Source organism: Azospirillum isscasi, from assembly GCF_030849505.1.
In the GTDB taxonomy this organism is placed as follows: Bacteria; Pseudomonadota; Alphaproteobacteria; order Azospirillales; family Azospirillaceae; genus Azospirillum; species Azospirillum isscasi.
On record NZ_JAUJFI010000032.1, the window covers coordinates 1 to 26,944 of the forward strand.

General features: G+C 69.1%; 27 protein-coding genes and 2 pseudogenes. 8 read left to right on the forward strand and 21 right to left on the reverse strand.

Annotation, left to right across the window (positions count from 1 at the left end):
- The coding region (locus tag QSG27_RS09125) for a transposase (RefSeq protein ID WP_306705335.1) at window positions 1-481 on the forward strand (481 nt) is incomplete at its 5' end.
- Window positions 482-648: 167 nt separating this feature from the next.
- Here QSG27_RS09125 and QSG27_RS09130 read toward each other — a convergent pair.
- From QSG27_RS09130 to QSG27_RS09190, 13 genes and pseudogenes are all read right to left on the reverse strand, one after another.
- Entirely contained in the window at window positions 649-1,047 is a 399-nt protein-coding gene (locus tag QSG27_RS09130) for a hypothetical protein (RefSeq protein ID WP_407653195.1), read from the reverse strand.
- On the reverse strand, window positions 999-1,622 hold the full coding sequence (locus QSG27_RS09135; protein WP_306705337.1) for a hypothetical protein: 624 nt from the start codon (window positions 1,620-1,622) through the stop codon (window positions 999-1,001). The genes QSG27_RS09130 and QSG27_RS09135 overlap by 49 nt, the downstream gene beginning before the upstream one ends.
- Window positions 1,623-2,184: 562 nt before the next feature.
- A pseudogene (locus QSG27_RS29245) lies at window positions 2,185-2,292 on the reverse strand (DUF4236 domain-containing protein); the annotation flags it as partial.
- A gap of 414 nt (window positions 2,293-2,706) precedes the next feature.
- A complete protein-coding gene (locus QSG27_RS09145; protein ID WP_306705341.1) occupies window positions 2,707-5,109 on the reverse strand; it encodes a heavy metal translocating P-type ATPase in 2,403 nt (800 codons plus the stop codon).
- Between the two features lie 151 nt (window positions 5,110-5,260).
- On the reverse strand, window positions 5,261-5,719 hold the full coding sequence (locus QSG27_RS09150; RefSeq protein WP_306705343.1) for a c-type cytochrome: 459 nt from the start codon (window positions 5,717-5,719) through the stop codon (window positions 5,261-5,263).
- A 19-nt stretch (window positions 5,720-5,738) separates the two neighbouring features.
- Complete coding sequence (locus QSG27_RS09155) at window positions 5,739-6,605, reverse strand: WD40/YVTN/BNR-like repeat-containing protein (RefSeq protein ID WP_306705345.1); 867 nt, start codon at window positions 6,603-6,605, stop codon at window positions 5,739-5,741.
- 178 nt (window positions 6,606-6,783) lie between these two features.
- Complete coding sequence (locus tag QSG27_RS09160) at window positions 6,784-7,176, reverse strand: hypothetical protein (protein WP_183182226.1); 393 nt, start codon at window positions 7,174-7,176, stop codon at window positions 6,784-6,786.
- 37 nt (window positions 7,177-7,213) lie between these two features.
- Window positions 7,214-10,330 carry an efflux RND transporter permease subunit gene (locus tag QSG27_RS09165; protein WP_306705349.1) on the reverse strand — a complete coding sequence of 1,039 codons (3,117 nt, stop codon included), beginning with the start codon at window positions 10,328-10,330 and terminating at the stop codon, window positions 7,214-7,216.
- A gap of 13 nt (window positions 10,331-10,343) precedes the next feature.
- Window positions 10,344-12,062: an efflux RND transporter periplasmic adaptor subunit gene (locus QSG27_RS09170; protein WP_306705350.1), complete on the reverse strand. Its 1,719-nt coding sequence runs from the start codon at window positions 12,060-12,062 to the stop codon at window positions 10,344-10,346.
- Window positions 12,059-12,514 (reverse strand): TolC family protein, encoded by a 456-nt coding sequence (locus QSG27_RS09175; RefSeq protein ID WP_306705352.1) that lies wholly within the window; start codon window positions 12,512-12,514, stop codon window positions 12,059-12,061. Before QSG27_RS09175 ends, QSG27_RS09170 begins: the two co-directional genes overlap by 4 nt.
- Window positions 12,511-12,783 carry a DUF2933 domain-containing protein gene (locus QSG27_RS09180; protein ID WP_306705354.1) on the reverse strand — a complete coding sequence of 91 codons (273 nt, stop codon included), beginning with the start codon at window positions 12,781-12,783 and terminating at the stop codon, window positions 12,511-12,513. The genes QSG27_RS09175 and QSG27_RS09180 overlap by 4 nt, the downstream gene beginning before the upstream one ends.
- Window positions 12,784-12,793: 10 nt before the next feature.
- Window positions 12,794-13,543 (reverse strand): Spy/CpxP family protein refolding chaperone, encoded by a 750-nt coding sequence (locus tag QSG27_RS09185; RefSeq protein WP_306705356.1) that lies wholly within the window; start codon window positions 13,541-13,543, stop codon window positions 12,794-12,796.
- A 157-nt stretch (window positions 13,544-13,700) separates the two neighbouring features.
- Window positions 13,701-14,051, reverse strand: a complete 351-nt coding sequence (locus tag QSG27_RS09190) for a hypothetical protein (protein ID WP_306705358.1) — start codon at window positions 14,049-14,051, stop codon at window positions 13,701-13,703.
- A 472-nt stretch (window positions 14,052-14,523) separates the two neighbouring features.
- Here QSG27_RS09190 and QSG27_RS09195 point away from each other — a divergent pair, with 472 nt between their 5' ends.
- The 4 genes from QSG27_RS09195 (at window position 14,524) to QSG27_RS09210 (ending at window position 17,538) form a co-directional block, all read left to right on the forward strand.
- Window positions 14,524-14,862, forward strand: coding sequence for a hypothetical protein (locus QSG27_RS09195; protein WP_306705360.1), 339 nt, complete (start codon window positions 14,524-14,526; stop codon window positions 14,860-14,862).
- Between the two features lie 105 nt (window positions 14,863-14,967).
- On the forward strand, window positions 14,968-15,624 hold the full coding sequence (locus QSG27_RS09200; protein ID WP_306705362.1) for a cupredoxin domain-containing protein: 657 nt from the start codon (window positions 14,968-14,970) through the stop codon (window positions 15,622-15,624).
- Window positions 15,625-15,641: 17 nt separating this feature from the next.
- Window positions 15,642-17,333, forward strand: coding sequence for a cbb3-type cytochrome c oxidase subunit I (locus QSG27_RS09205; RefSeq protein ID WP_306705364.1), 1,692 nt, complete (start codon window positions 15,642-15,644; stop codon window positions 17,331-17,333).
- Window positions 17,334-17,349: 16 nt separating this feature from the next.
- A complete protein-coding gene (locus QSG27_RS09210; RefSeq protein ID WP_306705366.1) occupies window positions 17,350-17,538 on the forward strand; it encodes a hypothetical protein in 189 nt (62 codons plus the stop codon).
- 75 nt (window positions 17,539-17,613) lie between these two features.
- Here QSG27_RS09210 and QSG27_RS09215 read toward each other — a convergent pair whose 3' ends face one another.
- Together QSG27_RS09215 and QSG27_RS09220 are read right to left on the reverse strand one after the other, a co-directional pair.
- Complete coding sequence (locus QSG27_RS09215) at window positions 17,614-18,117, reverse strand: SRPBCC family protein (RefSeq protein ID WP_306705367.1); 504 nt, start codon at window positions 18,115-18,117, stop codon at window positions 17,614-17,616.
- A gap of 113 nt (window positions 18,118-18,230) precedes the next feature.
- Complete coding sequence (locus tag QSG27_RS09220; protein ID WP_306705369.1) at window positions 18,231-19,502, reverse strand: type II restriction endonuclease; 1,272 nt, start codon at window positions 19,500-19,502, stop codon at window positions 18,231-18,233.
- 303 nt (window positions 19,503-19,805) lie between these two features.
- Here QSG27_RS09220 and QSG27_RS09225 point away from each other — a divergent pair, with 303 nt between their 5' ends.
- The 3 genes from QSG27_RS09225 (at window position 19,806) to QSG27_RS09235 (ending at window position 21,191) form a co-directional block, all read left to right on the forward strand.
- The gene (locus tag QSG27_RS09225) at window positions 19,806-20,006 is read left to right on the forward strand and encodes a heavy-metal-associated domain-containing protein (RefSeq protein ID WP_306705370.1); all 201 of its coding nucleotides are present in this window, start codon (window positions 19,806-19,808) and stop codon (window positions 20,004-20,006) included.
- An 11-nt stretch (window positions 20,007-20,017) separates the two neighbouring features.
- Window positions 20,018-20,851 carry a DUF305 domain-containing protein gene (locus QSG27_RS09230; RefSeq protein WP_306705372.1) on the forward strand — a complete coding sequence of 278 codons (834 nt, stop codon included), beginning with the start codon at window positions 20,018-20,020 and terminating at the stop codon, window positions 20,849-20,851.
- A 136-nt stretch (window positions 20,852-20,987) separates the two neighbouring features.
- Complete coding sequence (locus QSG27_RS09235) at window positions 20,988-21,191, forward strand: type II toxin-antitoxin system VapB family antitoxin (protein WP_306705374.1); 204 nt, start codon at window positions 20,988-20,990, stop codon at window positions 21,189-21,191.
- 44 nt (window positions 21,192-21,235) lie between these two features.
- Here QSG27_RS09235 and QSG27_RS09240 read toward each other — a convergent pair whose 3' ends face one another.
- From QSG27_RS09240 to QSG27_RS09260, 6 genes and pseudogenes are all read right to left on the reverse strand, one after another.
- The gene (locus QSG27_RS09240; RefSeq protein ID WP_306705376.1) at window positions 21,236-22,261 is read right to left on the reverse strand and encodes an AAA family ATPase; all 1,026 of its coding nucleotides are present in this window, start codon (window positions 22,259-22,261) and stop codon (window positions 21,236-21,238) included.
- Between the two features lie 23 nt (window positions 22,262-22,284).
- Complete coding sequence (locus tag QSG27_RS09245; RefSeq protein ID WP_306705378.1) at window positions 22,285-22,710, reverse strand: hypothetical protein; 426 nt, start codon at window positions 22,708-22,710, stop codon at window positions 22,285-22,287.
- Window positions 22,707-24,143, reverse strand: coding sequence for a MerR family transcriptional regulator (locus QSG27_RS09250; protein WP_306705380.1), 1,437 nt, complete (start codon window positions 24,141-24,143; stop codon window positions 22,707-22,709). Before QSG27_RS09250 ends, QSG27_RS09245 begins: the two co-directional genes overlap by 4 nt.
- 100 nt (window positions 24,144-24,243) lie before the next feature.
- A pseudogene (locus tag QSG27_RS29255) lies at window positions 24,244-24,573 on the reverse strand (TniQ family protein); the annotation flags it as partial.
- Window positions 24,563-25,477 carry a TniB family NTP-binding protein gene (locus QSG27_RS09255; protein WP_306705382.1) on the reverse strand — a complete coding sequence of 305 codons (915 nt, stop codon included), beginning with the start codon at window positions 25,475-25,477 and terminating at the stop codon, window positions 24,563-24,565. The gene QSG27_RS09255 and the pseudogene QSG27_RS29255, both read right to left, overlap by 11 nt.
- Window positions 25,464-26,900, reverse strand: a complete 1,437-nt coding sequence (locus QSG27_RS09260) for a Mu transposase C-terminal domain-containing protein (RefSeq protein WP_306705383.1) — start codon at window positions 26,898-26,900, stop codon at window positions 25,464-25,466. Before QSG27_RS09260 ends, QSG27_RS09255 begins: the two co-directional genes overlap by 14 nt.
- Between the last annotated feature and the right edge of the window lie 44 nt (window positions 26,901-26,944).

The following is a 26,944-nucleotide window of genomic DNA, read 5'->3' on the forward strand; positions in this document are numbered from 1 at the left end:
GTACCGCAAGGGCAACGGGCAGCCGGCGAAGCTGGCCTTCATGGGCCACGCCCTGATGGAGAACCGGAACGCCCTGGTGGTGGATGTTCGGCTGACGGCAGCCACCGGCTTGGCCGAACGCGAGGCGGCGGTTTCCATGGTCGAGGCCATTCCTGGCCGTCACCGCATCACGGTGGGTGCCGACAAGGCTTACGACACCAAGGATTTCGTGGCGAACATGCGCGAGTTGGGCGCCGCTCCGCACGTCGCGCAGAACACGCGCAATCGCCGCTCGGCGATCGACGGCCGGACCACCCACCACCCTGGCTATGCCGTGTCCTTGCGCATCCGCAAGCGGATTGAGGAGCTGTTCGGCTGGATCAAGGGAGCTGGCTTGCGCAAAACGCGTCATCGCGGCACGGCCCGCGTCGGTTGGATGTTCACCCTGACCGCTACCGCCTACAACCTGATCCGCCTGCCCAAGCTGCTGGCGGCGGCATAATGACGTTCGGAGTCCGCCTGAACGGCGGCTCCGAGCGTCTCGGAGCGCGAAAAGGCGCTCCATTCTGACAAAAACGGGCGGCGGAAACGCCATTTCCAAGCCTCAGCAGAGGCAAAAAGCCGAAATATGTTCGTTTTTCCGCGACCTGCTAGAGCTTGGCGACCGAGCTATTTGCGTCCGACGCCTTGACGCCCGCATTCGCGGAACACGATCGGCAGGGTCCGTGCCGCGTTGTCCGCGGCGATGCTGAAGGCGAAATCCGTGACCGCGTCGGCCCACATGACCCGCTCCATGAATGCGTCATCAAGAATGGGCGAGCCGTGCTTCCGGAGCGGGCGAAGGTGCGGGTTGTCGATGTGGTGGAGGCTCATCCCCTCCCCGGCGAACGCCTGCTCGTCCATGTCGGGGAGCCGGAACACCACGACCGGGGCGCGGTTCGGCGCCGACGGCGGGACATAGGTGGCTGTGCCCTGCAAGACGCGCCCGCCGTCGGCGTGGAACTCCGCTGGGAAGCCCATCATCGCCCGCATCGGCGGCCGCACCGTGTTGGTTCGGTCCGCCAGCACAAGCACTCCCCGTCCCGGTCCGGCTTGGTGCGGATGTTCGCGGTCTGCGCCTTCACCACGACGGCCTCGCGCGCCTTCGGCGTCTCCGGGGTCTTCTCCAAGGGATTCGCCGCCGGGGCTTCGGCCGTCGCGGGCGGCGGAGCCGGAGCGGTCAGGGGCGGCGCCGGAACCGCGGCGGCGGGGACGTTCGGTGCGGAATCGCGTGCGCGGTGTCCGACGGCCGCCCAGGCGCCGACCGCTACGACAGCGGCGAGCACGAGCCCGTCGGCAAACAGGGCGCGGGCTGGGGGGCGCCCGCTCACCACCGCGGAGGGGCCGTCATTCGGTGGCGCGTCAGGTGGTTCCACGTCCGCGGGCTCATCGGCTTCGGGCCGGGGCAGCAGGAAGTCCGACCCCGGGTAGACGAAGATGTCCTCCCTGTTGGCGTTGTCGAACTTCAGCCCCTGCCACTTCGTGTTCAGGAGGTCCGATGCCGTCTCCGACAGCCGCACCGGCGTCCGGTCCACGCGCGTGGCGGCGGTCGTGCGCTCGGCGATCCGGTTCGTCAGGAAGGAAGTCGTGACGTCCCAGATCATGTCGCTCGCACGCAGGCGGGCATGGGCGCGGCGGAGCGAATCGTACGCGTCGTATGTCGGCTGGTCGAAGGCGAAGTCCCAGGTCGATGTGGGAGCCGTCGAGCTCCATCCTGGCCTCGCCGATCTTGCGGTCAAGATCGACGACCTCCTGCTGCCGGGTCGGGATGGCCGACCACAGGAAGAGCCGCACGATGAAACGCCGGGCGGAGTTCAGGCGCCGTTCCGCCAGGACGCGGGAGTGCTCGGCGGCTTCGAGCTTCATCTTCGCCGACCGCTTGCGCGCGTCGGCCTCGTTGATGAGCCTCTTCAGGTCGCCGAGCCCCTCGCTGGTGAGCGTGGAGATGGCGGCGCTCCGGATCTCGCCCTCGCCCGGAAGAAGGGGACGATGAGGGGCCGGGAGCGGCTGCACCGGAAAAGGCCGAGCGGGGACGGGGCCCGCCGGAGGGGCGGAGACGACCGGTTCCGCCCGGGTGGGGTGGGCTCCGTTCCCGTCAAGCCGGGTGCGGTAGGAGAGGCCGGTCCCCGGCAGGCCGAGGTTCAGGTGGGCGCCGCCCGGTCCGATGTTGACGCTCGCCCCGCGGACACCGATCATCGTGCTGATCCCGCCGCCGCTGAAGTTCAGCCTCACGCCTGGGAACAGCGTCACGCGCTTCTGAAAGCGTAACCCCATACGGCCCTCCTGAGGTGCATCCTGTACGGATGCGCCGATCTTCGGTGGGACGTGAAGGTAACAGGTCTGGCAGTGACCATCCGCTTCCTGTTGATGATGGCTTTGAATGATCTTCTATCAAGTGTGTTCAATGGGTTAAGGAACATCTTCGATAGAATTCCACTGACGTGAGTGTCGGCTATCAACCGCACCTTCGGACGTCAGCCTGCCCTTCGCCCCCGTCCTCCGTCGCGCTCCCGAAGCTGGTACACTGACCCATTCAAAAGGTGCAGGCAGACGGGCGAGCTTGGCGAGGATGGCATCGGCGGGCTTGGTTCAGACGAAGGGCTTGGATGGGCGATTCCCCCCAACAAGGGCCAGCCGAACCGCGGGACCGCTACGGCGATCGGACGGGGGCGACACCCGTCGATCCTTCTACAATTTGAGCCTACGCAGCCGCAGCGCGTTCCCAACCACGGACACCGAACTCAGGGCCATCGCGGCCGCGGCAATGATCGGCGACAGCGTCCACCCGAACAGCGGGTAGAAGACACCCGCCGCGACCGGCACGCCAAGCGCGTTGTAGACGAACGCCAGAAACAGGTTCTGCCGGATGTTGCGCATCGTTGCCCGGCTGAGCGTCCGCGCCCGTGCGATGCCCGCAAGATCCCCCTTCACCAGCGTCACCCCGGCACTCTGAATCGCGACCTCGGTGCCGGTGCCCATCGCCACACCGACGTCGGCCTCGGCCAGCGCCGGGGCGTCGTTCACGCCGTCTCCGGCCATCGCCACCACCCGGCCCTGCGCCTTCAGACGCTTCACCACCTGATTCTTGTCCTCCGGCAGCACCTCGGCCTCGACCGCGTCGATGCCCAGGCGGCGCGCCACCGCCTTGGCCGTGGTCCGGTTGTCGCCGGTCAGCATGACGATCCGCACGCCGTCGTTCCGGAGCGTCTCCAGCGCGTGCGGCGTGGTCGCCTTGATCGGGTCGGCGACCGCAATCACGCCACCGGGCTGGCCGTCGATGGCGGCGAAGAGAGCGGTGGCGCCCTCGCGCCGGAGGTCGTCGGCGCGCGTTTCCAGGTCCCCCAGCGCGACACCCTGGTCCCGCATCATCGCGGCGTTGCCGAGGGACACCGTGCGCCCGCCGACCGTCCCGACGACGCCCTTGCCGGTCACCGATTCGAAGTCGGCGACGTCCCGCAGCGGCAGGCCCCGCTCCCTGACGGAGGCAACGATGGCGGCCGCCAGCGGGTGCTCGCTCGACCGCTCCAGGCTCGCCGCCAGCGACAACAGGGTCGCCTCGTCGATGCCCGGCGCCGGAGCCACGGCGATCACCTTTGGCTTGCCCTCGGTCAGGGTGCCGGTCTTGTCCACGACGAGCGTGTCGACCTTCTCGAACCGCTCCAGGGATGCCGCGTCCTTGATCAGGACGCCCGCGGTCGCCCCCTTGCCCACGCCGACCATGATCGACATCGGCGTCGCCAGCCCCAGCGCGCAAGGACAGGCGATGATGAGCACCGAGACCGCCGCGATCAGCGCGTAGGCGAAGGCGGGCTGCGGCCCCCAGACCATCCAAGCGACGAAGGCCAGGGCGGCCACGAGGATCACCGCCGGGACGAAGGTGCCGGACACCACGTCGGCCATGCGCTGGATGGGCGCCCGGCTGCGCTGGGCCTCGGCCACCATGGTGACGATGCGCGACAGCATGGTGTCGGACCCAACCTTCTCGGCCCGCATCACCAGGGCGCCCGTCTGGTTCACGGTACCGCCGATGACCTTGGCGCCCGGCTCCTTCCCGACCGGCATGCTCTCGCCGGTGACCATGGACTCGTCGACGGCGCTGCGGCCCTCCAGGACCTCGCCGTCGACCGGCATGCCGTCGCCGGGACGGACGCGCAGCCGGTCGCCGACCTGGACCACCTCGAGCGGCACCTCCTCGTCCTCGCCGTCGGTACGGATGCGCCGCGCCGTCTTGGGCGCGAGGTTGAGCAGCGCGCGGATGGCGCCGCCGGTCTGCTCGCGGGCGCGGAGCTCGAGCACCTGCCCGAGCAGCACCAGCACCGTGATGACGGCGGCCGCCTCGTAATAGACGGCCACCACGCCGTCCATGCCGCGGAAGCTTGACGGGAAGACGCCCGGCAGGAACGTCGCGACCAGGCTGAACACGTAGGCCACCCCGACGCCCAGCGCGATCAGGCTGAACATGTTCAGGCTGCGGTTCACGAACGACCGCCAGCCGCGCTCCAGCAGCGGCCAGCCCGCCCACAGCACGACCGGCGTCGCCAACAGGAACTGCACCCAGACGGAGATGCGGGGCGGCACCACGTCATGGAGCCCAAGCTTCGGGATGTGGCCGCCCATCTCCAGCACCAGCAGCGGCACGCTCAGGACCAAGCCGATCCAGAACCGCCGCGTCATGTCGACGAGTTCCGGGTTGGGCCCTTCCCCGAGGGTGGCTCCGACCGGCTCCAGGGTCATGCCGCAGATCGGGCAGTTGCCCGGCCCCTCCTGGCGGATCTCCGGGTGCATCGGGCAGGTGTAGATCACGCCCTTCTGCGGCGACGCCTGCGCTGCCTTCTCGGGCGCGGCGGGCTTTGCCTCCGGCTTCAGGTACCGCTCCGGGTCGGCGACGAACTTGTCGTGGCAGCGCGCCGAGCAGAAGTGGAAGGTCTGGCCGCCGTGCCCGGCTTGGTGCCCGGTCCGCTCGGGATCGACCATCATGCCGCACACGGGGTCCTTCACCTTGGGCCGGTCGTCGGGACCGGCGTGGTGGTCGTGCCCACCGTGACTGTGGTGGTCAGGATGGTGTGCGTGGCTGCGGTGCTGGTCGTTCATGTTCGCTTTTCCCTTCGCATGCAGGCGTCGGTGCCTCCGCGTTCGTTCGCGCTTCCCGGCACCGGCGTGCGATGGCATCCATGAAACCAAGGCTCCGCCTTCCAGTGACTGGAAGGTCAAGCGCGTTGTGTGGCCCGCTCGCGTCCTCTCCTCACTTCTTCGCGCGTTCGCTCATGGCGGCGTGGCGACGACGGATCTCCGCGGGCCAGGAGCTCTTGATGAAGGCCAGGACCGCCCAGATCTCGGCATCGCTCAGCACGCCGCCGAAGGCGGGCATGTCGCTCTCGTAGCCGGGCGGGGCGAATTCAACGACGCCTTGCTTGGTGATGTTGAAGAGGTCGGCGTCGGGGTGGTGCCACGTGTGCCCGGAGGCGTCGTGCGGCGGCGCGGGCAGACGGCCGTCCGGCTTGCGGCTTTGCCACTCCGGCTGGCCCTCGAGCCGCGCGCCGTGGCACGACGCGCACTGCTCCGCGTAGACCGCCTTGCCTTGGGCAACCTGGGCGGCGTCGGTTGGATCGGCGCCTGCCTTGGGTCCAGCGAACAGGACGACGCCAACCACCGCGATCGCCGCACCCATGGCCAAGCCAACGCCAATCTTCATCGCCTTCATCACCACATCCCCCGGCACATCACGACCGGAACGGTTTCCAGGTCTTGCCGCCGTCCTGGCTGGCCAGGATGGCGCTCTTGTCGGTCACGGCGTAGAGCCGGTCCGGGTCGGTCGGGTCGGTCGCCAGATGCAGCAGGACGGCGTCACCGAAGCCGTTGCTGACCGGTTGCCACGCGAGGCTCGGCTCGGTCGTCTTGAGCAGGCCGGTGCCGACTTGGTAGGCGTAGGCGGCGCCGTCCTTTGTGGTCGCGACCATGGTCGCCGGGCGCCGCACGATGTTGGCGGCTTGCCACGTCTTGCCCGCGTCGCGGCTCACCATCAGTCCGGCGCGCGTGGCGCCGTACACGGTGTTCGGGTCCTTCGAGGAGGCTGCCAGGTCGAACATGTCGGCGGGCGGCTTGCCGGTCACCTCCCAGGTCTTCCCGGCGTCGCGGCTGATCTGGACGGTGCCGTAGTGCCCGTACAGCACCTTCGGGTCGGCCGGGCTGACGTCCATGGCGTGGAAGTCCACGGGTCCGTTCACACCCGCCGAGACCTGCTTCCAGGTCTTCGCGCCATCGGTCGAGACGAGGACGCCGAGGTTCCCGCCCTTCTCCGGGTGACCGCTGGCGAAGAAGGCGTCGGGCTGCGCCGGATTCGGTGTGAACCCCATGTAGTCCCAACGGTTGTCGGATACCCGCGTGGCCGTGCCGTCGGGGTTGGTCAGCCACACGCCGTGATGCGAGGCGAGATACAGGCGCGACGGGTCTGCGGGGTCGACGGCAATCCCGTGGAGGTGCGAGACCTCGTTCAGCTTGAGGGTCTCGGTCGCCCGGACCGGTCCGGCGACCATGGCACCGACCAGCAGGGCAGCAGCCATCGTGGCGAGTTTCTTCTTGGCGCTCATCGCGCATCTCCTTGCTTGCGGGGCGGCATGGGGCGGGGAGCCTCATGCCGCCCATGCCGATCTCATGCCGACGGCACCTGAAGGCGCCGTCGGCATGACCCTCTCGATCAATGCTAAAGCATTGATCTGCCAGGTTTCACGGTTGGAGAATGATGAAAGCGATCATTTTCCAACCGTATCAGTGACCCGCGTGGCCCATCTCGAAGCGGGCCTGCACCGGCTTCTGGCCGGGCATGGTCAGCGCGGTGACCACCTTGACGCTGTCGTGCGCGCCGCCGAGGTTCGCCTGCCCCTTGAGGGCGTTGCCGCCCGCGGGCTCGAGCGCAACCTTCTGGGTCTGCTTGTTCGCCAGGACGGTCGCCTCGGCCTTGGCGCCGGTCACATCCACCGGCTTGTCGGCACCATCGGTCACGTACAGGACGACGTCGTTGCCCTTGAGCACGACTTCGACGTGGTAGGGGCCCGCGTCGGCGCGCTGGCCACCGTTCGGACCAATCTTCGGGCCGTCGGCGAAGGCCGTGGCCGGGGCGGTGAACAGGGCGGCGGCGAGGAGGAGGGTCGAGAACTTCACGGTGTGGTTTCCTTCTGGATGGACCGGGTGAGGGGGATCAGTAGGCCTCGGCCGGACGCAGCGAACCGGCCTGGGCGGCGACCAGACGATTCAGCGGCTTCTCACCGAGCTTGAGGAAAAGGACCGGGGTCAGGACGGTGTCGAGCAGGGTCGCGCTGACCAGCCCGCCAAAGATGGTGACGGCGACCGGGTGCAGGATCTCCTTGCCCGGCGCGTCGGCGCCGATCATCAGCGGCACCAGCGCCACCCCCGCCGAAAGCGCGGTCATCAGCACGGGTGTCAGGCGCTCCTGGCTGCCCCGGATCACCATGGCCTTCCCGAAGGTCTCGCCCTCGTGCAGGACCAGGTTGATGTAATGGCTGATCTTCAGGATGCCGTTGCGCGTGCTGATGCCGGTCAGCGTGATGAAGCCGATCATCGAGGCGACCGACAGCGGCTGCCCGGCGATCCACAGCGCCGCCACGCTGCCGATGAGGGCCAGCGGCACGTTGCCCATGATGATCAGGGCGAGCACGGCCGAGCGGTACCGGCTGTACAGCACCAGGAAGATCATCGCCAGCGACACCATGGACAGCGCGGCAATGGTCTTGGACGCCTCCTCCTGCGCCTGGAAGGTGCCCTCCAGGCTGGTGAAGTAACCCGGCGGCAGCTGCGACCGGGCGACCACGTCGCGGATGCCCGCGACGATCCGGGCCATGTCCGTCTGGCCGTCGGAGTTGCCGAGGATGACGATGCGGCGCTTGCCGTTCTCCCGGAGGATCTGGTTGGGGCCGTCCGTCTCCTCGACCGAGGCGAACAGGCTGAGCGGCACCCGGCCCGCCGGGGTCTCGACCAGCAGGTTCGCCAAGCCGCTGGTGGTGCGATCCTCGTCCGACAGGCGCAGCACGACGTCGAAACGCCGGGTGCCGTCGACGATCTCCGACACCACGCGGCCGTTGGACAGGCTCTCCAGCGCCTCCGTCGCCATGGCCGGGGTGACGCCGTAGAGCGCCGCCCGCTCGTAGTCCACGACCACCTGGACCTGCGGGATGCGCACCTGCTTTTCGATCTGGAGGTCCACCAGTCCCGGAACCGCCGCGAGCTTCTGCTGAAGCTGTCCGGCGAGGCTGCGCAAGGTGTCCAGATCCTCGCCGTAGACCTTCAGCGCGATCTGCGCCCGCACCCCGGAGAGCATGTGGTCGAGCCGGTGCGAGATCGGCTGGCCGATGTTCACCGACACCGGCAGGGCCGCCAGCCGGGCGCGCACGTCGGCCAGCACCTCGGCCCGGCTGCGTTCGGACGGCTTCAGGTCGACGTCGATCTCGCTGGAGTGGACGCCCTCGGCGTGCTCGTCGAGTTCGGCGCGCCCGGTGCGGCGCCCGACGGAGGCCACCTCGGGCACCTGCATGATCAGCCTCTCCGCCGCCAGCCCGACCCGGTTGGATTCGGCCAGCGAGATGCCGGGGTTCAGCACCATGGAGATGGTCAGCGTGCCCTCGTTGAACGGCGGCAGGAAGGCGCGTGGCAGGCTCGGAACCGTCGCCGCGGCGATCAGGACGGCGGCCCCCACCGTGGCGAACAGCGTCCCCGGGTTGGCGAAGGCCCAGCCCAGGAGCCGGGCGTTCCCGGCCTTCAGCTTGCGGACCAGCCAGCTGTCGTGCTCCTCCAGCCGCTTCAGCCTGGGAAGAAGGTAGTAGGACAGCACCGGCGTGACGGTGATGGCGGTGACGAGGCTGGCCAGGATGGAGACGATGTAGGCGACGCCCAGGGGCGCGAAGAGGCGTCCCTCGATGCCGGTCAACGCAAACAGCGGCACGAAGACCAGGATGATGATGATGGTGGCGTAGACGATGCCCGAGCGCACCTCCTGCGAGGCCGAGGCGACCACCTCCAGGACGGGCCGCGGGTTGCCCGCCCGCCGGTTCTCGCCGAGGCGCCGGTAGATGTTCTCAACGTCCACCACGGCGTCGTCGACGAGTTCGCCGATGGCGATGGCGAGGCCGCCCAGCGTCATGGTGTTGATCGACATGCCGAACGCCTTGAACACCAGCACGGTGATCAGGATCGAGATCGGGATGGCGGTCAGCGAGATGAACGTCGTCCGCACGTTCAGCAGGAACAGGAAGAGGATCACCGCCACGACGGCGACCGCCTCAAGCAGGACCTTCTCCACGTTGCCGATGGAGGTCTGGATGAAGTTGGCCTGCTTGAACAGGATCTCGTCGGCGTGGACGCCCTTCGGCAGGAACTTCGCCAAGTCGCCCAGGGCGGCTTCCACCTCGGCGGTCAACGTCGTGGTGTCGGCGCCGGGTTGCTTCTGGACGGACAGGATCACGGCGGGCTTGCCGTTGACGCCCGCGTCGCCGCGCTTCACGCGGGCGGCGAAATCCACGGCGGCGATCTGGTGGAGCAGGATGGGCTGCCCCGTCTTGTAGGCGACGACGAGGTTGCGGAGGTCCTCCAGCCGGGTCGTCCGGCCGATGTTGCGGATCAGGTACTCCTGGGAATGTTGGTCGATGAAGCCGCCGCCGGTGTTGGCCGAGAACTGCTGCAACGCCTTCACCAGTTCTTCGGTGGTGATCTCCAGGTCGTGCAGCCGTGCCGGGTTGGGCGCGACGCGGTACTGCCGGATCTCCCCGCCGATCGGGATGACCTGGCTGACGCCGGGAATGGCGAGCAGCCGCGGCCGCACCACCCAGTCGGCGAGTTCACGGACCTCCATCGGGCCGACGCCGTCGCCGCTCATGGCGATCAACATGATCTCGCCCATGATGGACGAGATCGGCCCCATCTGCGGCCGGACGTTGGGCGGAAGCTGCCCCTGGACGATGGCCAGCCGCTCGGCGACCTGCTGGCGGTTGCGGTAGATATCCGTGCCCCAATCGAACTCGACGAAGACGATGCTGAGCCCGACGCCGGACACCGAGCGCACGCGGGTGATGCCCGGCATGCCGTTCATCGAGGTCTCCAGCGGGAAGGAGACCAACTGCTCGACCTCCTCCGGCGCCAGCCCCTCGGCCTCGGTCATCAGGGTGACGGTCGGCTTGTTCAGGTCGGGGAAGACGTCGATCGGCAGGTCTTTGAGGACGAACGAGCCGTAGACGACGAGGATCGCCGCGGCGGCCAGGACGAAGAGCCGGTTGCGCAGGCTGGTGTTGACGAGGAAGTTGAACATGGCGGGGCGCTCCTCACCGGACCTGGTTGAGGAGACCGGCGCCATCGGTGACGATGCGCGCCTCCGGCTCGACGCCCGCCAGGACGAGCACCGTGTCGCCGTCGACAGGCTGCGTGCGCACCGGTCGGGCGACGAAGCGTTGCGGGGTGTCGTGCTGCCAGACGATGGGCTGGCCGCTGGCGTTGCGCACCACGCTCTGCCGCGGCAGGACGATGCCCGACGCGGTGCCCTGCACCTGGGCGACGAGCCGGACCGGCTGGCCGACGCCGAGCCCCGACGGCGGATTGCCGATCCGGAAGAGCAGCGGGATCGCCTGTTGGCGCAGCGCGAGACTGGAGCCGAGGAGTTCCAGGGACAAGCTGGTGCCGTCGGCCGTCATCGCCGTGGCCGCCTTGATGGCGTTCGCCACCCGGGGATCGAAGGCGACCGCCTCGACCATCAGCCGCGACGGGTCGACGATCTCGAACAGCACCTGGTCGCGCCCCTCGACCACCTGTCCGGCCTTGATGTTGTTGGCCGTGACCACCCCGGAGATGGGCGCCCGCAGGGCTTCCTTGGTCGTCAGCGCGGGGGACAGAGCGGCCCGGCGCTTGCGCAGACCGTTGAGGTTGGCCTCCGCCTCTTCGATGTCGCGCTGTGGCACGCTGCCTTCCAGCTTCCGGAGCCGCTGGAGGCGGGATTCGGCGATAACGAGTTCCTGCTCGACCGTCGCGATCTGCTGCTGGATCCCGCTGCGGTCCACAAAGGTCACGGCAGGGGCGATGTAGGCGAGGATCTGCCCGGCCTCGACCCGCTGGCCGACGTAGGGCAGCCCCTTGTCCCCCGGCTCGATGCGACCGCTCTGCGTGGCCTGGACGTGGCCGCCGCCGTTGGGGTCGGCGATGACCTGACCGATCAACTGCACCGTCTGCGCCGCCTCCTGCGGCTTGGCTACGACGGTGCGGACAGACAGCAGACGCTGCGACGGCTTTGGCACGTACAGGCTGCCGTCCGGTAGGCGTCGCGGGCTCTCCGATGCACCGGTCGCCCCCATCGGGACGGCCGCCGTCGGTGCCTTGCCCTTGTCCTCGTCGCCGTGGCTGTGGTCCTCGCCGCCGTGGGCAAAGGCGGCGCCGCTCGCCAACAGCAGGCCGATGCCGACCAGCGCGGCGCCCGCGACCGTCCGCGTGCGTCCACGCTGGGTCAGGGCGACGGTGGTCAGGACCCCGAGCAGGAAGACCATGACCGCCCCCAGCATCAGGCCGGAATCGTTCCGGACCTGGCCGAGGACGGCGGAAACACCCTGCGCACCTCCGGTCTGCGCTTCAGCCGCACCTGCCGGGATCTCCAGGGTGCCGATCAGCAGGTCGGCCGCGTCGGCCGCGGCGATGGAGACGGTCACTTCATGGGATCCCGGCTTTGAGAGCCAGGACGGGTCGAGGCGGTAGACGCCCTCCTCCCCGGAGACGGGCGAGGCCGTTGTGGCCTCGCCATCGGCGCTTACCTCGACGGTGGCGCCGTTCACGGGCTCGTTGGTGGCGAAGCGGTCCAGATGGACGAGCAAGGTCTTTCCCTGGGCGACCGCCACGAGTTCGAAGTCGGACGAGGACGTCTCCAGGGTGGGGGCGACCGTCGTGACGACCGGCTTCGGCTCCTCGCCGCCATGGGCGTGGCCCTCGTGGGCGGGAGCGGCGACCGGCGCGGCAAGGCTCGCGGCGACGACGGTCGCGGCAAGAAGGCGTCGGGTGGTCATGGGAGAACTCCGAGGGACTGGTTCATACGGGCACGGGCGGCGCCGAGCTGGACTTCGGCGGTGGCGCGGGCGAGGTCGGCCTCGAAGGCCGCCTCCTGGGCGCGCACGTGCTCGACGAGGCTGATCTCGCCCGCCCTCCGGGCGCGCTCGATGTTCGACAGGCGTGCCCTGAGGGCAGCAGCCCGGTCGCGGGCGATCGACAGGCGCTCGCTCGCCGCCTGATGGGCGAAGCGGGCTTGCCGGATGTCAGACTCGACCGTGCGGGTCGCGTTGGCCTGCTCGGCCTCGGAGCGGACGACCTCGCTCAGCGCCTCGGCCCGCTTGAACGCCCCGAAGGACCGCCAGTCCCGGGGCGACTGCGGCTTGCCGAAGCTGAAGGCGAAGATGATGAAGATGGCCGAGTTGAGGGCGACCAGCATCCACAGGCCATAGGCCGAGGCTTCGTGCGTCATGGCGTGCCCCGCTTGTTCGGCCGGTCGGCGTCACCATTCCCGCCGTGGCCGCCATGCCCGTGACCGCCAGGCATGAACAGGTGCATCAGCGGGCACAGGAGCAGGACGAGAAGCGGAAGCGCGTCGAGCACATGGTCGACGTGGAAGAGCGACAGGTACACGGCCGCCAGGGCGGTCGCGCCGAGTCCGGCCAAGCCGGTCCAGGTCCGGTACCAGGGCGTGCGCGCCTGCGGCTCGGGAGCGCGATGGGTGTGTTCGTGGTGCGTCATGGCCGCCTCCTCACATCATGCCCATGGGGCCGGGGAGCAGCCGGTCCGCGAGTGTCTTCTGCTCGTCGGTCAGCACGGCGTAGAGCGGCTTGGCGGCGGACTCCAGCGCCTTCAGGGCGTCGAGCCGGGTGGCGAGCGCCTTCTGCTGGAAAGCGAGCCGGTCGGGCCAGGAGGAGGGCATGCCGCCTTTGGTCATCTGCTCGTGCATGGCCTGATGGGCCTTGGCGTTCGCCCGTAGGCTGTCGGCGAAGGCGTTCCACTGCGGCGCCTGGGCGTCGGTGATCTTGAGTTCGGCCTTCAGGAACGCGATGCGGCCCTCGACGTGCTCGAAGGGCAAGCCCATTCCGCCCTGCTGGCCCATCATCATCTGTCGCATCATGGACATCATGCCGGGCCCCATCATCCCGGCTTGGCCGTCCTGCTGGCCCGACATGCCGCCCATCATCGAACGCATCTGGTCCATGTTCATCATCATGCCGGGCTGGCCACCCTGCGCCTGGGAGCCGGGCTGGACGATGATGCCGCTGCCCATGCCCTGACCCATCATCGGCGCGTTGCCGGGCGCGCCGGGCAACGCGTCCGGGGTCGGCTGCGTGGGAGCCGGGGTCGGGGCCGGAGCGGGCTGGGTCTGCGTCGTGGCCGCGGCCCCGTCCGGATGATGGGCGTTGTGGTCCTGGTCTGTGGTGGTCTGGGCCTGGGCGACCGACATCATGGCGGTCAGCGCGAGTGCCGGGAGCATCTTGCGGGTGAGAGACGACATGGCGTCCTCCATCTGAACATCTGGTTCGAGCCATCCCGGACGGACTCCACACGGGAGCGCCGGGGACGCAAAAGCCAAGCGCACGAGGGCCGGGACCGGCGTCCTTCGCCGAGCCGAGGCTCAGGTCGGGCGCGGGCGGACTCGTGGCGTCAGATGGTCAGAGCGGGGGGCGGATAGCCGGGTCGATGCCGATGCCGTCCGGCGTGGCCAGGGCAGGCAGATGCTGGGACGTGTTCAGGCGCGGGGTGAACGCCTCGACCATCGCAGCGGGGAGGCCTCCGTGCATGGTGACGCACTGAGCGACGCTGCAGCAGGCCCCTTCGTCGAGCAGGCCAAGGTCCCCACACGGAGCCTCCTCGTGCTCGTGGTCGCCCACCGCGGCGATGGCATCGCCATGGGCGTCGACCGGAACGTGCTCGTGAGGAGTCTGGGACGCATGGTGAGGCCCCAGGTTGGCGTGGCTCGGCGCGGCATAGACGAGCAGCGTGGCCAGCATCAGCAGGCTCACCACCACCCTCCTCACCGACGACCGCGTCGCACGCCACATGGCGTTTGCCTCATCTTGTGGGAGCCGTGCGGCACCCCAGTGCCCACCGCACCCTTATGGAAACCTACGACCGTTCCCAGCCCCCTGCAACAACAGATGGCTTCGGCAACGATCCCTACCAAGCGTCGGAGAAGGAGTGCGTCGGAATGTCACCCGCACCTTCGACCGGGCCGGAGATGCCACAGGAAGAACCCTGCGCCTTCCAGCCGCTGGAAGGTCAAGGACAAAGTCGAACACGTCTCCTGTCCGGTCACCGGCGCCGCCCTGCCGCCGGCGCAAGGCACCACCGCCCGGTGACGTTTCACCCACGGCGTTTCCACTACCGGACCGTGACACGGGCGCCGGGTTGATGCCAATCAATTCCCGGACCTACGATAGGGGCTACGCTTGGCATGGCCCGGGAGGTCCCGGGTCATTGGTGACGATGGCAGACATGACGCGTTTGGGCCACATCTTCGCCGTTCTGGCGTTCGCCTTCGCGCTCCTGGTGGGCGCGGCGGGCGGAGCCATGGCGCATGTGGAGGCCCATGGCGGGCCGATCGACCACCGTTCCCATCACACGCCATCGCCTTCGACCCCGTTGCACGGCGACTCCCACAAGGCCGCCCTCGTGGTCGTGGCTCCGTGTTGCCCGGCGGCCGAAACCCCGGCGGACCATGTCGCCGCCGTCGCGGTGACGACGGTGGAGATGTCCTGGCACCCGCGGCCCGACTACGCCCCCAACGCCCGGGACATCGCGCCGGACACGCCCCCTCCGAAGACCGTCCTCTGACCAGCCGAGCGCCCTGACGCCGTCTGCGTCGGACGCCCGGCCACGCGCCGCCTGACCGGCGGCGTTCGCGAGCGATTCCGACCACGCGACCAGAGGACTCTCACGATGTCCGAGAGGCATTTCACGACCCGTCGCGGCTTCATCGCCGGACTGGGCTTCGGCGCCGTCTCCCTGTACGGCGCCTGGGCGGCATACGGGGCCGCACCGCTCCCCTTCGGCGGCAAGGCGGCCGCTGCCCCCGAACCCGACGCTCACGGTGGTGGTCATGGCGGCCATGGTGCCGCCGAAGCATCCGCCGAGGCCGGTGGCCACGGTGGTCACGGGGCTTCGGCGGGCATGGCGCCCGAGGAGTTCCGTTTCGAACACGACTATTTCATCCAGCGGTTCACGCAGAAGGACGGCAGCGTGAACCCGCACGTCAGCGAGGACACGCACAGCCACGCCGCCGAGGGGCATGACCACGGCCATGACGCCGGAGGTGAGCCGGTGGACGTCTACCTGATGGCCCAGAAGTTCTCCTACAGCCCGGACATGTTGCGGCTGAAGGCCGGGCAGGCGTACCGGTTCCGCATGATGGCGGACGACATCACCCACGGTGCGTCGATCCAGCTGGGAGCCGCCAGCCGGATCATCCGTCTCCGCCCGAACACGGTCACCGCGCAGGTCATCACCTTCACCAAGCCGGGCGAGTACCTCGTGTACTGCACCGTCTACTGCGGCCAGGCGCACGACGCCATGCAGGGCCGCATCGTCGTCGCGTGACCCGGGGAGGACCCACCATGGATACCATCTCAACGAACGTCGCCCCGGTCGGCTCCAAGCCCACCCTGGCGGCGCGCATCAAAGCCCTGCCGGCGCCCGACAAGGCGCTCCTCAAGCTGCTGTTCGGTGCCGCCCTGCTGGCGCTGGTGCTGGGCTTGATCGGAGGCTTTGTGACCGCCCTGGCCCGTGCCGGTGCGCTGACCTTCTTCCCCGACGACGCTTACCGCCTGCTCACCCTGCACGGCGTGTCGGTGTTCTTCTACTGGCTGTATCTGATCCAAGCGGCCCTCCTGCTCGTGCTCGCCGCTGCCGAGAACGGACGCGGGCTGGCGTTGCGCCCGTTCGCCTGGTTGGGTGCGGCGCTGATGCTGGCAGGCTTCGGTGTCAGCGAATGGATCTCCTACACCGGCACGCCGCTGCTCTACGACGGTAGCCCTGAGCTCGCCGCAGACGATCCACGCTCGGTCGGGTTCTTTGCCCTGGGCTACCTGCTGCTCTCCGGCGGCCTGGTCGCTTCGGCCGTCAGCGGCATCGCGACGGTGCTCCAGCCCCGGCTGCGCGGCGAGGCCGAGGAGTTCACGTCAATTGGCTTCGCCCTGTTCGCCTGGGCGGGCTTCCTGGTGGTCAGCGCCATCGCGGCGACGAACGCCTTCCTGCCGGGCGTGCTGTGGGCGCTGGGCGCCGGGCCGTTCCCGGCCGACCACGGCACGGAGTGGCACATCCTGTTCCACAACCTGCACTACCTGCCGCTGATGGCGACCGTGCTGGTGTGGTACGTGCTGACCGAGCACCTGACCGGCATGAAGTCCATCCACGGCGCCAGGATGTCGAAGATCGTCTTCGCGGCGTATCTGGTGTTCGTGCCGCCGACCAGCCTCTACCACATGTTTCTGGAGCCCAACCTGTCCGAGGGCGTGCGGGTGGTCGGTTCGCTGCTGTCGCTGTTCGTCTCGGTCCCGACGCTGGCGGCCTTCGCCATCATCGTCTCCTCGTTGGAGGCCAGCGCCCGGGCGCGCGGCGCCACCGGCCTCTTCGGCTGGATGCGCGGGCTGCCGTGGGACAACCCGGCCATGGCGAACATGGGCTGGGCGGTGGTGAACATGATGGTCGGCATCACCTTCGCCTTCGTGCTGATCCAGGGCGAACTGGCGCCGATGCTGTCGGACACCTTCTTCGTCCCCGGCTACTTCCACTTCTTCGCGGTCGGCGTGCTGACCCAGACGTTCCTGGCCGCCATGATGGCCATGCTCCCGGCACTCGGCGGCGGCACGCTGTGGCGCCCGGCGGTGCTGAAGCGCATGCCGGTGGTCGTGACCATCGGTCTGCTCATCTTCGGCGCCGCAGGCATCACGGCCGGGTTCATGGGCGTGCCGCGCCGGGTGTTCGACGTGAGCTACGGCGGCATGGCCCCCGCGGCGTGGCCGGTGCTGATGGCCCTGGTCGGCGTCGGCGCCACGGTCTTCGCCGTGGCCATCTCGGTCACCGTCTACGGCGTCGTGCGCACGCTGCTGTCGCGGCGCGCGACGGCTGAACAGGCTCCCGTGGTCGATTGGCAGGCCGGGGGGCGCGACGTCGGCGCCGCGCCCGCGTGGACCGGGCCGGTGTCGGTCGCCGCGCTGGTCGCCGCCATGTACGTCTTCACCATCGTCGCGTTCCAGTTGATCCAATCCCTGCCGATCATCGCCATCGGCGGCGGGCATGGTCACTGAGCGCAGGAGAGAAGCCATGAAGAACGACGAACTCTGGCTGACCCTGGCCATCGTCGCGGTGTGGGCGGTGCTGGCCGCCGTCTACGCCTTCGTCCCCAGCCTCGGGATGCCCGGCTACGTCCGGGTCTGGGGCGGCGGCGCCATCGTGTTCCTGGCGCTCGCCGGGGTACTGATTGCCTTCCGCAAGAGGCCGCGCAAGGGCTGACCGGCGGAGAAGCGGCCGGGAGTGCTCTTGGGCATTCTCGGCCCCGGTGCCGGGTTCTACCTCTCAACCAGAGGCTCAAGCCGCTCTGGCCTTGAATGCAGCCAGGGCAACGGCATCGGCCGCCATGCGCCTCACGCACCAGCGGGCGTAGGTTCCGGCAAGGAGACTGCCGAGGAGGCGCCAGTCCGGCGACGCGGGAGGAGCGTAGTCGATGAACACGCGCAATGCCGAACCGTCGCCCTTGGGTTCGATCTCGAAGCCCATGCGGTACGGACCGATGACCAGAAGCCGGGGGCGCCCCATGGTCTCCCACACCTTGCGCCGCGGCGGATCGCGTTCGGTGACAACCTCGTCGACGCCCAGGGAGATGTCGAGGAAACGGCCGCTCATGCGGATGACCGATCCGACAGCACGCCCCTTGTCCTCGTCGAAGGCGTAGGTCATGCGCCCGCCCAGCGTCATCATGGAAGGCTTCTCCATGTGCGCGGCGAGCCGCGTGTGGTCGTCCAGGCGTTCGAAAAGCGGCTCTGGCGCCATGGCCACTTCGACGGTCGCGGATTCGTGGAACGGGTAAGCCATATCCGCCTACTGCGGAAGCCGTCGTTCTCGGGGACGAAATGGTTCGGCAGGGGCACCCTCGGGGCCCCTGCCTCTTCAACAAGCCGCCGTGGCGCGTGTCCCGCCAGCGCCGCTCAGACGAGCGTGCGCGAGATGGCGTGGATGGCCTTCATGCCGCTTCCGAACCGGGCGATGGACTCCCGGTGCGACTCCAGTTCCCCGTACGGCAGGTAGCGGACCTTGAGATCGGCAACGCGCGAGAAAGCCGGTCGGCCCAGCTGTGTGCGGACCTCCTCCTCGCGGCCATTCGGCGCCACCAGGAACAGGCCCTCCAGTGCGTGCGCGTCGCCGCCGAGCGCGAGGTCGAGCATGCGGACGATGCCCGAGTAGATCGAGGTGGAGTGCTCGACTTCGAAGGCGGCGGCGACGTGCGCCTTGCCGCGGTCGAGCCACAGCACGTCGATCAATCGGACGGCGTCGGCGCCCGGCGCCTTCTCGATCGCCCCCGGCAGGCGCTCAAGGCAGCCCTCGCCGAGCTTGCCGCCGTTGTAAGGACGCCCACGGTCGTTCGACGCAATCCAGACGTCGTAGTCCAACGCCCTGCCGAGGTCGCGCAGCCAGCCCTGGATCTCGGTGTGCGTGCGGTCGCCCTCGCGCTCGGCGGCGGCGGCCTTCGTCGCCTTGGCGCTTTCCTCGCGGACCTTGGCCAAGTCCGCCTCCCAGGCGGCCCGGGCGGTCGCGTCGTCCTCGCGCGGCGGCGCGGCATACCGCCCCGAACCGACGTCGAACAGCAGGCTGCCGACGGCGCCGAGGTCGTTGGAAAGCAGGTCGCGGTACTCGGCGTTGAGCGCCAGGATGCCCTTGCGCATGGCCAGGAACTCGTCCCACCTTCCGAGCTTCACCTTGGCGCCGGTCAGAGCGTTGTAGCCGTTCACGATGGCGGTGTTGAAGGGCGGCACGATGGTCGGGTGCAGGAAGTACAGCAGGTTCGCGACCGCCGGTCCGAGGCCCTTGATGCCTTTGGCGTCCAACTGCCGGATGGCGGCGAGGACCTGGGTCTCGGCGTTGCAGCAAACGCACGTGTCGAGCAAACGGCCGAAGGCGCGTTGGTTGTCCGGGTTCTCGTAGATGTCCGGGATGCGCAGCTTGGGCTTCCACAGGAAGGCGTGGTCGGCGCCCTTGAAGATTTGACGCTGCTCGGCGATGGAGTGGACCACCGTCTCCAGCGACGAGCCGCGGTAGGCGTTGCCGAAGGTCCCGGCCTCGATGTCGGCGACGACCTGCTGGATGCCGCGGCGGATCGAGCGGAAGTTCTTCACCCGCTCCTCCCACAGGAACCAGGAGCGGTACGTGGCGTTCGGGTCCTCTCGCCACCGCTGGATCAGAGTGCGCATCGCGTCGGACAAGACCATTTTCCCACTGAATATCCCCATTCGGATAGGGTAAATCACCGGATGGCCGGGGAGCAATCGGGGACGCGAATCCTGTGCGCCACCTGCAACCCGTACCGAGTTCATCGTCCCGTTACGGGCGCCAAGCGACCGAGGGTGACCCGCCCGCCGTGATGCTTCGATGACATGCCTGGGTTGCGCGTTGCGCCGCCGCGCTGCGGCACGAAGATGATTGACCTTCCAATGATTGGAAGGTGGAGGCTGGCCTCCAGAGACGAAACGGAGCGGTCCGGAAGGACCCCGTCGAGGAGGATAACGATGCTGCAGTTCACCGTTCCCGGCATGACGTGCGGCGGATGCGCCAACGCCATCCGCAAGTCCCTGGCTGCCGTCCCCGGCATCACGGCCATCCAGGCCGATCCGCCCGACCGACGCCTTGCCGTCGAGGGCGACGTCGGCGCCGACCTGATCGTTCGTACGCTGGCCGACGCGGGCTACGACGCCACGCCCATCGCCTGAGGAGACGCACCATGGTGACGAAGAAGAACGCCCTCCTGGGCAGCGCCCTGGCTCTGGTCCTGACGCTCTCCGCGGCGTCGGCGGCCATGGCCGACGGCGGCGGCGGCGGGGATTGGCACGAGACCGCCGTCTACGAACTCGCTCTGGTTCCGGGCGGCGCGGCCGACTCCGCAGCCGTGAGGGCCGACCTCGAATACGTGACCGGCATGCGCGAGCACCACGCGGGTGCGCTGACGATGTCCGAGGAGTACCTGGCCAAGGGCCGGAACCCGGTGCTGCGGCGCATGGCGGGCGCCATCATCGCCAACCAGGAGTACGAGATCGCCGTGCTCGACGAGGTGAAGCGCCAGGTCGAGCAGCCCCCGACGGTGCTGGCCGACTTCGGTTCGACCAAGCTCGTCCGGCGGCCGGTGGCCACCGAGGGGCTGGAGCACCGCCTGTCCTACATCAAGGCGCCGCCGCCGACGGCGTTCGACCTCTGGACGACATCCGGCGCGGTCGACGAGTACGACGTCCGCTGGGCCAAGGCGATGATCGCGCACCACCAGGGCGCGCTCGACATGGCGCGGGACTACAACACCGACCCGAACGGCGATAACAGCTTCCTGCGCACCATGAACTACGACATCGTCCAGGACCAGACCTACGAGATCGGGCTCTTGGAGAGCGTCATTGATCGCTTCCCCGGCGACGCCAGCGCCATCAAGCTCGACCCGTCCATGGTCCACGGCATGTCCATGCACGGCGCGCACGGCACGATGGACCACGGCGCCATGGGTCATGACCGGATGGATCACGGACCCACGGGGCACCGACAAATGGGTCATAAGGGAATGGGCCACTGATCCGGTATAGGATGTCCGGCAACGATCATGCTGGTAGCGTTTCTTGCCACCGCTCTTCTGCTGCGATGGAAGGCACGAGCACGATGGATCGCATCGAACGCGAGAACAGTTGGCTGTCCTCATCAGGGAGTGCGACATGCGCACCAATATCGACATCAATGATGCTCTGATTGCCGAGGCGATGGCGGCCACTGGACTGACCACGAAGGAGGCCGTCGTCGAGGAGGCGCTTCGCCGCTTGATCCGCCTCAAGCAGGAGGAGAAGACGCTGGCGCTCCACGGTACTATCGACTGGCAAGGCGACCTGGAGGCGAGCCGCCCAGGTCGCAGAGACGACTGATCGTCGTGGGCGGCCAGTAGGCGGAGCAACGGCGGGGCGGGCGCTCAGCACCGCAGCGTCCGTTCCGCCTTGGCTCCGGCGACCAGCGCGCGCCGGACCAGTGCGGCAAGCTGGCGGGCCTGCAGGCGCCCGCGGACGAACCCCTCGCGCATCGCGTCCAGCGCCGTTGGGTCGATCTCCGGCAGCACCGCCACGGCGCACTCGTAGTCGTCCGCCGCGTCGGCCAGGCATCCCGCGAACAGCGCGTCGAAGTCGCGCGCCCGCGGAGACCCGACCTCGACCACCGCCAGCCGGAACATCAGGACCGCCGGGATCGCCCCCGTGTCGTTCGCCGTCAGCAGCCACACGACGCGCGACAGGTCGACGGGGACGGCCAGCGCCTCGTCCGGCCAGCGCCGGGCCGAGGACGGCTCGAGCATCGACAGCAGCGTGTGGTGCAACCGGCCGTTCCGGTCGCTGCCGCCCGCCTTGTCCACTTCGTCCACCAGAACCAACGGGTTCGCCATCCCGTCCCGGAGCATGAGGAGGATCGGCAGGGACGGCCTCACCGTTCCCCAGCCTCGGGCGGTGCCCTGGAGAAGCCGGTTGTCCGACGCCCCCGCTGCGTTGACCACGCCCATCGGCGGTCCGCCGAGCCGGGACAGGCGGTGGACGAACCGCGTCTTCCCGACGCCGGGCGGACCGGTGAGCAGCAACGGGCGGGACAGCCCGAAGAAGGTCCGGCCGCAGCGGGCGCCGAGCAGGAGGTCGTCGTGGACGCGCTCGACCACCGCGCCGAACCACGGGAACTCCCGTTCCAGAGCGGCGCACAGGTCGTCCGGGTCGGGTGCCGGGGCCAGCGGAACCTCGCCGTCGAGCGTCGTCCTGATCCCGTCCAGGATGGGCTTGAAGTCGCGGTCCCCGGTGGGCGGCGGGCTGGCCAGAAGCACGCGCATGGCCGGGCCGTCCTGACGGTCCTCCTCGCTCCCCACGGCGTCCGCCGTTTTCTCGGTCGCAGGGGGCGCCAGCAAAATGTCGAGACCGAGCCCGGCAGCGATGTCGGCCGGGTCGGCGAACCGGGACAGGCGCACGCGGAGGCGCTCCAACCTGGCCTTCAATGCGGCTTCGGCCGTGTTTCGTCGGATCCGGCGTCGTCCGGGGGGTGTTGGACATCCCGGTGAAGGCGCATCGTGAGAACCAGGTCGGCGAGGGGGACGGCGCGCGACGCCAGCACGAGACAGCCGTTCTCGATCTCCGGCCAGCGGTCCTGGTCGCCGGGGAGGCCCCACGTCTCCCTGACCAGCGGGAAGAGGAGCATCCATGCCCACGGGTCTCCGCTTTCGCATCGGGGAAGGAGGGAGGCGAGGGTGTCCCGAGTGGGCACGGACACCTCGGTCAGTCTGGCGCGCGCTTCGGCGACCAGCGCCGCCCGCAGGCGGGCCTGCGCGTCGGCGGATGGCCGTCGGTCGCGCCAAAGCCGAAGCGGATCCTCGTCTTCCGCGCCGCCCGTGCCCTTGGAAGCATCGAACTCGTCCGTCATTCCGGTCTCCCTGAAGCGCCGGAAAGGGCGTCCCGCACTTCGGCGCGCGGGAACAGGTATTGGCGGGCGCCGTCCACGGACGGGCCGCAGACGGGCGCCACGCCCATCGCGATGATGTCGAGGGCGAGCTTCCTGGAGCGGCCGAGCGCCCCGGCGCTGCGGAGTTCGGACGCCGTGACGTACCGTTCCCGGAACGCGTCGATCGCTTCCGTGGTGACCCGGCGCCCCGTCTCGGCGCGCTTGCCCGGAACGAGCACGGTGGGCAGCAGACCGCGCCGCACCCATTGGTAGGCGACCTCCTGCTTCACGCCGAGTGTCCTGGCGGCTCCGTTCACCGACAGCGTCCCCCGTTTCTCGGCGGCCATGGCCTTCTGCAGCGCGACGGCATCCTCCCGGCGGAAGGCGAGCCGGGCCAAGCCCCGCTTGCCCGCCGTCAGGGCGGCGGGGCGCAGGCGACCGTCGAGGACGACCCGAAGCACCTGCTCCATCCCGAGACCGAGTCCGGAGAGCATGCGGGCGACCGTCGGCAGGCCGATCAGACGCCCTCCGCCCCGCCTGCGGACGACCGCCGCGTCGAAGCGGCGAACGAAGGTTTCCAGGTCGGCGACCGCCCACACGGGACGGCCGAACAGGTCGGCGGCCAGGGCCCATGCCGGTGGGGGCAGGACGTCCGCGCCCGGCACCGGAAGCGGCAACAGGTCCGTGTCCCGGAGTTCGACGAAGGTCCGCTTGCCCATGCCGAACAGGTGCCAGGCGGCGTCCTGATCGACGAGGCGGGCCATCTCCGCCTTGAGCGTGCGGACCACCGAGGCCCGCAGCAGGACGGGCGCCCCCTTGCCGCCGCCGCCCGCGAGGGCCAGCCCGTGCCGGTCGACGAGGCGGCGCAGCGTCTCGAAAGCCACATTCGGCAGGCGGGCGGCCCGCATCAGCGTCATGCCGGTGTGTTCCGGCGGCGCCTCGGCGCGCCTGCGGAGGGCGACCAGCGCCCGGGTGGCGAGTTCCGGCCGGGCGGCCACGTGGTCGGCGAACGCCTTCAGGGCGACGCGTCCGTAGGTCTGGTCCCCGATGTCGGACAGCCAGTCGTGCAGCCTGCCGAACTCCTTGGCGATTCCGTAGCGCCCCTTGCGTTCCGACGCGCGGGTCCGCAGGCGCTCCAGGAGGCCGTGGAACGAGGACGGCCAGTCCGCGCACGCCCGCCACCCGGCGTCGAACAGGAGGTGCGCGCGCTCGGGATGGAGCCGGGCGAAGGAGACCGCGTTGCGGCTTCGCCTGTCCCCGGAAGCCATGCCTCCGAACGCGTACACCAGGGCGAGCACGCCGCCGACCCCGACCTGCGCGGCCAACCCCTCCAGACGATCGGGCGGCGTGTGCAGCAGGCGGTGGACGGCCGCGGCACCGGCGAGCTCGCCCTCGGGAACGGATTCCCCCCTCATCCCGGCGCAGATCATGGCCGCAACGGCACGCCGAGGGTGAAGGCACCTTCCAGGACAGGGGCTTGCCGCAGCCCGGGCAGCGGTCCACCAGCCGGACTTGGTGGACCACGCAGACCGTCGTCAGGCTCATGTCCCACACGGCCCTGTGGTGGTTGCTCTCCGTCAGGCATCTCGGGCAAACCATGCGGCGGCGCGGGTTCACGAAATGGCCCCGGACACGGTGACCGAGCATCCGCAGGTCGCCGTCCGGCCCGGCGTAGGACATCGCCGCGGCGGCGAGGTCCATGTGCCCCATCCCGCAGGTGTCCAGGAGCCGCGACGGGGTTCCCAGCGCGTTCTCGGCCGCCATCCGCAGCAGCAGGCCGGGCAGGCTCTCGTCCGGTTCCGGACGGACCCGGAGAGGAAGGCGGGGCGGATCGTCACGCCGCATCGTCGCCTCCCCGGGGCTTGCGGCTCCGGCGCGCGACCTCGTCCCGGAGACGCGGGACGAGCGCCTCGTTCCGTTCGGCGGGACGCACCGGTCTTATGGACGGCACGCGAAACGGATTGACCAGCCGCCGGTCCTCCCGGACGCGCAACCAATCCGTGGCCTCGGCGAGCAGTTCATGGGACAGGCAGGGAAGTTCGCGCCGGAGCGCGGTGTCGTAGCTTCCGGGCCTGGAAGCGCCGGGCAGTTCGAGCGCGTGCTCCAGGGCGTTGAGCACCACCCGGAACTCGGTCCGTTGCCGCTCGTCCTCCCAGTCGTAGGAGGGCAGGTACACCTCGCCCTCGCAACGGCGCCTGAGTTGGGGGTTGCTGGCGACGATGCGGTCGGCGTAGGGCTGCCCGGCCAGGACGAAGGGGCAGATGTTCGCGTTGAGCATCCCCTTGATCCACTCCGCGGCGTCGTAGGCGATCTTGTGGGTGCTGGAGTGGATGAGGTGATGGATCTCGTCGAGGATCACGAGCTCCACGCCGAGCTTGCGGAGCAGGCCCTGGACGCGCACGGTCATCTCGACCTGGTTCCCCCGGGACGGGACGAGGTCGCCGAGCGTGGCCAGCATCGTGCTGGCGAGGGACCGCAGGGTCGCCTCCGCCGGGACATCGAGTTGGAGGATTGGGCGCCGATCCCGGAGCTCCTCCGCCGTGTCGGGATGCCGAAGCGCGTATCGCTTCAGGACTGTCGATTTGCCCGCCCCTTGAAGGCCGGTGAGGAGAAGACACCGGGCCTCCAGCCCGGTGCCGTGGTTCTCGTGCAGGCATTGGATGCGCTCGGTGGCCTCGCGCGTCCGTTCCGTGTCGGCGAACACGTTCTTCAGCTTGAACAGACGACGGACGCGGTCATTTCTGTTCATCGCCGTCCCCCATGTCCCGGATGGTGTCCGATCGGACGCCAAGGCGGCGCGCCTCGGCGTCCAGGTCGAGGTCGTCCTCGGGCGGCGGGACCAGGGTGTCGCCGACGGTAGCGTCCGGCGCGGCCGCAGCGTCCTGTACCGGCATGTCCGTGCCGTCGAGGAACTCCTCGGTGACCGACCGCAGGGAGTGGCCGGGCGCCCCGGCTTGTTGCTGAATTTCACGGTGGGTCGGCTTGAAGGTGTGGCGCGCGATGGCGCGACGCTCCCGCTGGGTGCCCTTGCCCTGCCGCTCGCGCCCGTACTCCATGATGTAGACCAGGGCCTTGGCGATGTCCGCGTCGCTGGAGAACCGGTCGGGGGTGTTGCGGACCAGGGCGCGGGCGACCTTGTACTGGTGCAGGGTGACGCCCGCGGCGATTCCGCGTTGGGACGTGTCGACCTCGACCGGGAAGAACTCGCCGGTCTCGAAGTCCTGCACCCTGATGGCCCCAAAGTCGCCGGGGTCGATCTGGACACGGAATTCCTTAGGGGCGTTCGGGGCGATGCGGACCTTCGCCAACCGCGCGCTGTTGTACCGCAGCCCGAGGAATTCGATGCCGTACTTGTGCGGAACGCGGAACTCGGTCAGTGACAGGATCGAGAACAGGCGCTCGCGGCTCGGAGGCGGCACGATCCCGTGGACGCGCGCGCTGTTCTCCCATACCTGCCGCGGGCAGCGCCCGTCGGAGCGGCGGTGCGGGCTGACCGCGTAGACATCGGCGATCCACTTGTGGAGGAGCATGGTGAGCTCCTCGAGCGTGATCAGGGAGACCTGATCGGGCTGCTTGCGGCGCGCGCGCCTGTAATAGTCGGCGAAGCGGGCGCTCGACGCTGAGCGGCACTGGGTCTGGAGGGTCTGGAAGAAACGTTCGAGCCTGCCCTTGTACCAGGGCTTGGCGACGGGCGTGTACTGGATGTCGGTGGCGAGCAGAAGGCAGGCCGCCATGAAATGCGAAGAACGGAAATCGGAGCCGTTGTCCGGGACGATCGTCCGTGGCAGGCCGAAGCACGGCCAATCGTTCTCGATCTGCGGATACGCCTCGCGCATGTAGTCCTTGGGCAGGACGGCGTTGCGCAGGCACTCGAACGTGGCGAAGATGCTCGGACCGTCGAAGCCGAGGTGGAAGCCGACCGGCATCGTGCTGCAACGGTCGAGAACCACGCTCACCCACGGATGGCCGATCATCAGGCCGGTCGCGCCGTCAACGGCAAGCACCCCGGTGTGCTCCGTGTGGTCGATCTCCCAATAATCGTTGATGCGCTCGACGACCGGGCCGGAGCCGACCGGCCGGTACAGGGCGTCGGCTTCCTGCTTGCTCCTTCGGGTGGCAACAAGGGTATGCTGGTCGATTCGCCGGTCCCGGAAGCGGTAGAAGGACCGCACGTGGGGAAGCTCCGTACGTCGAGATTCCCGACGGCGATCAGGCG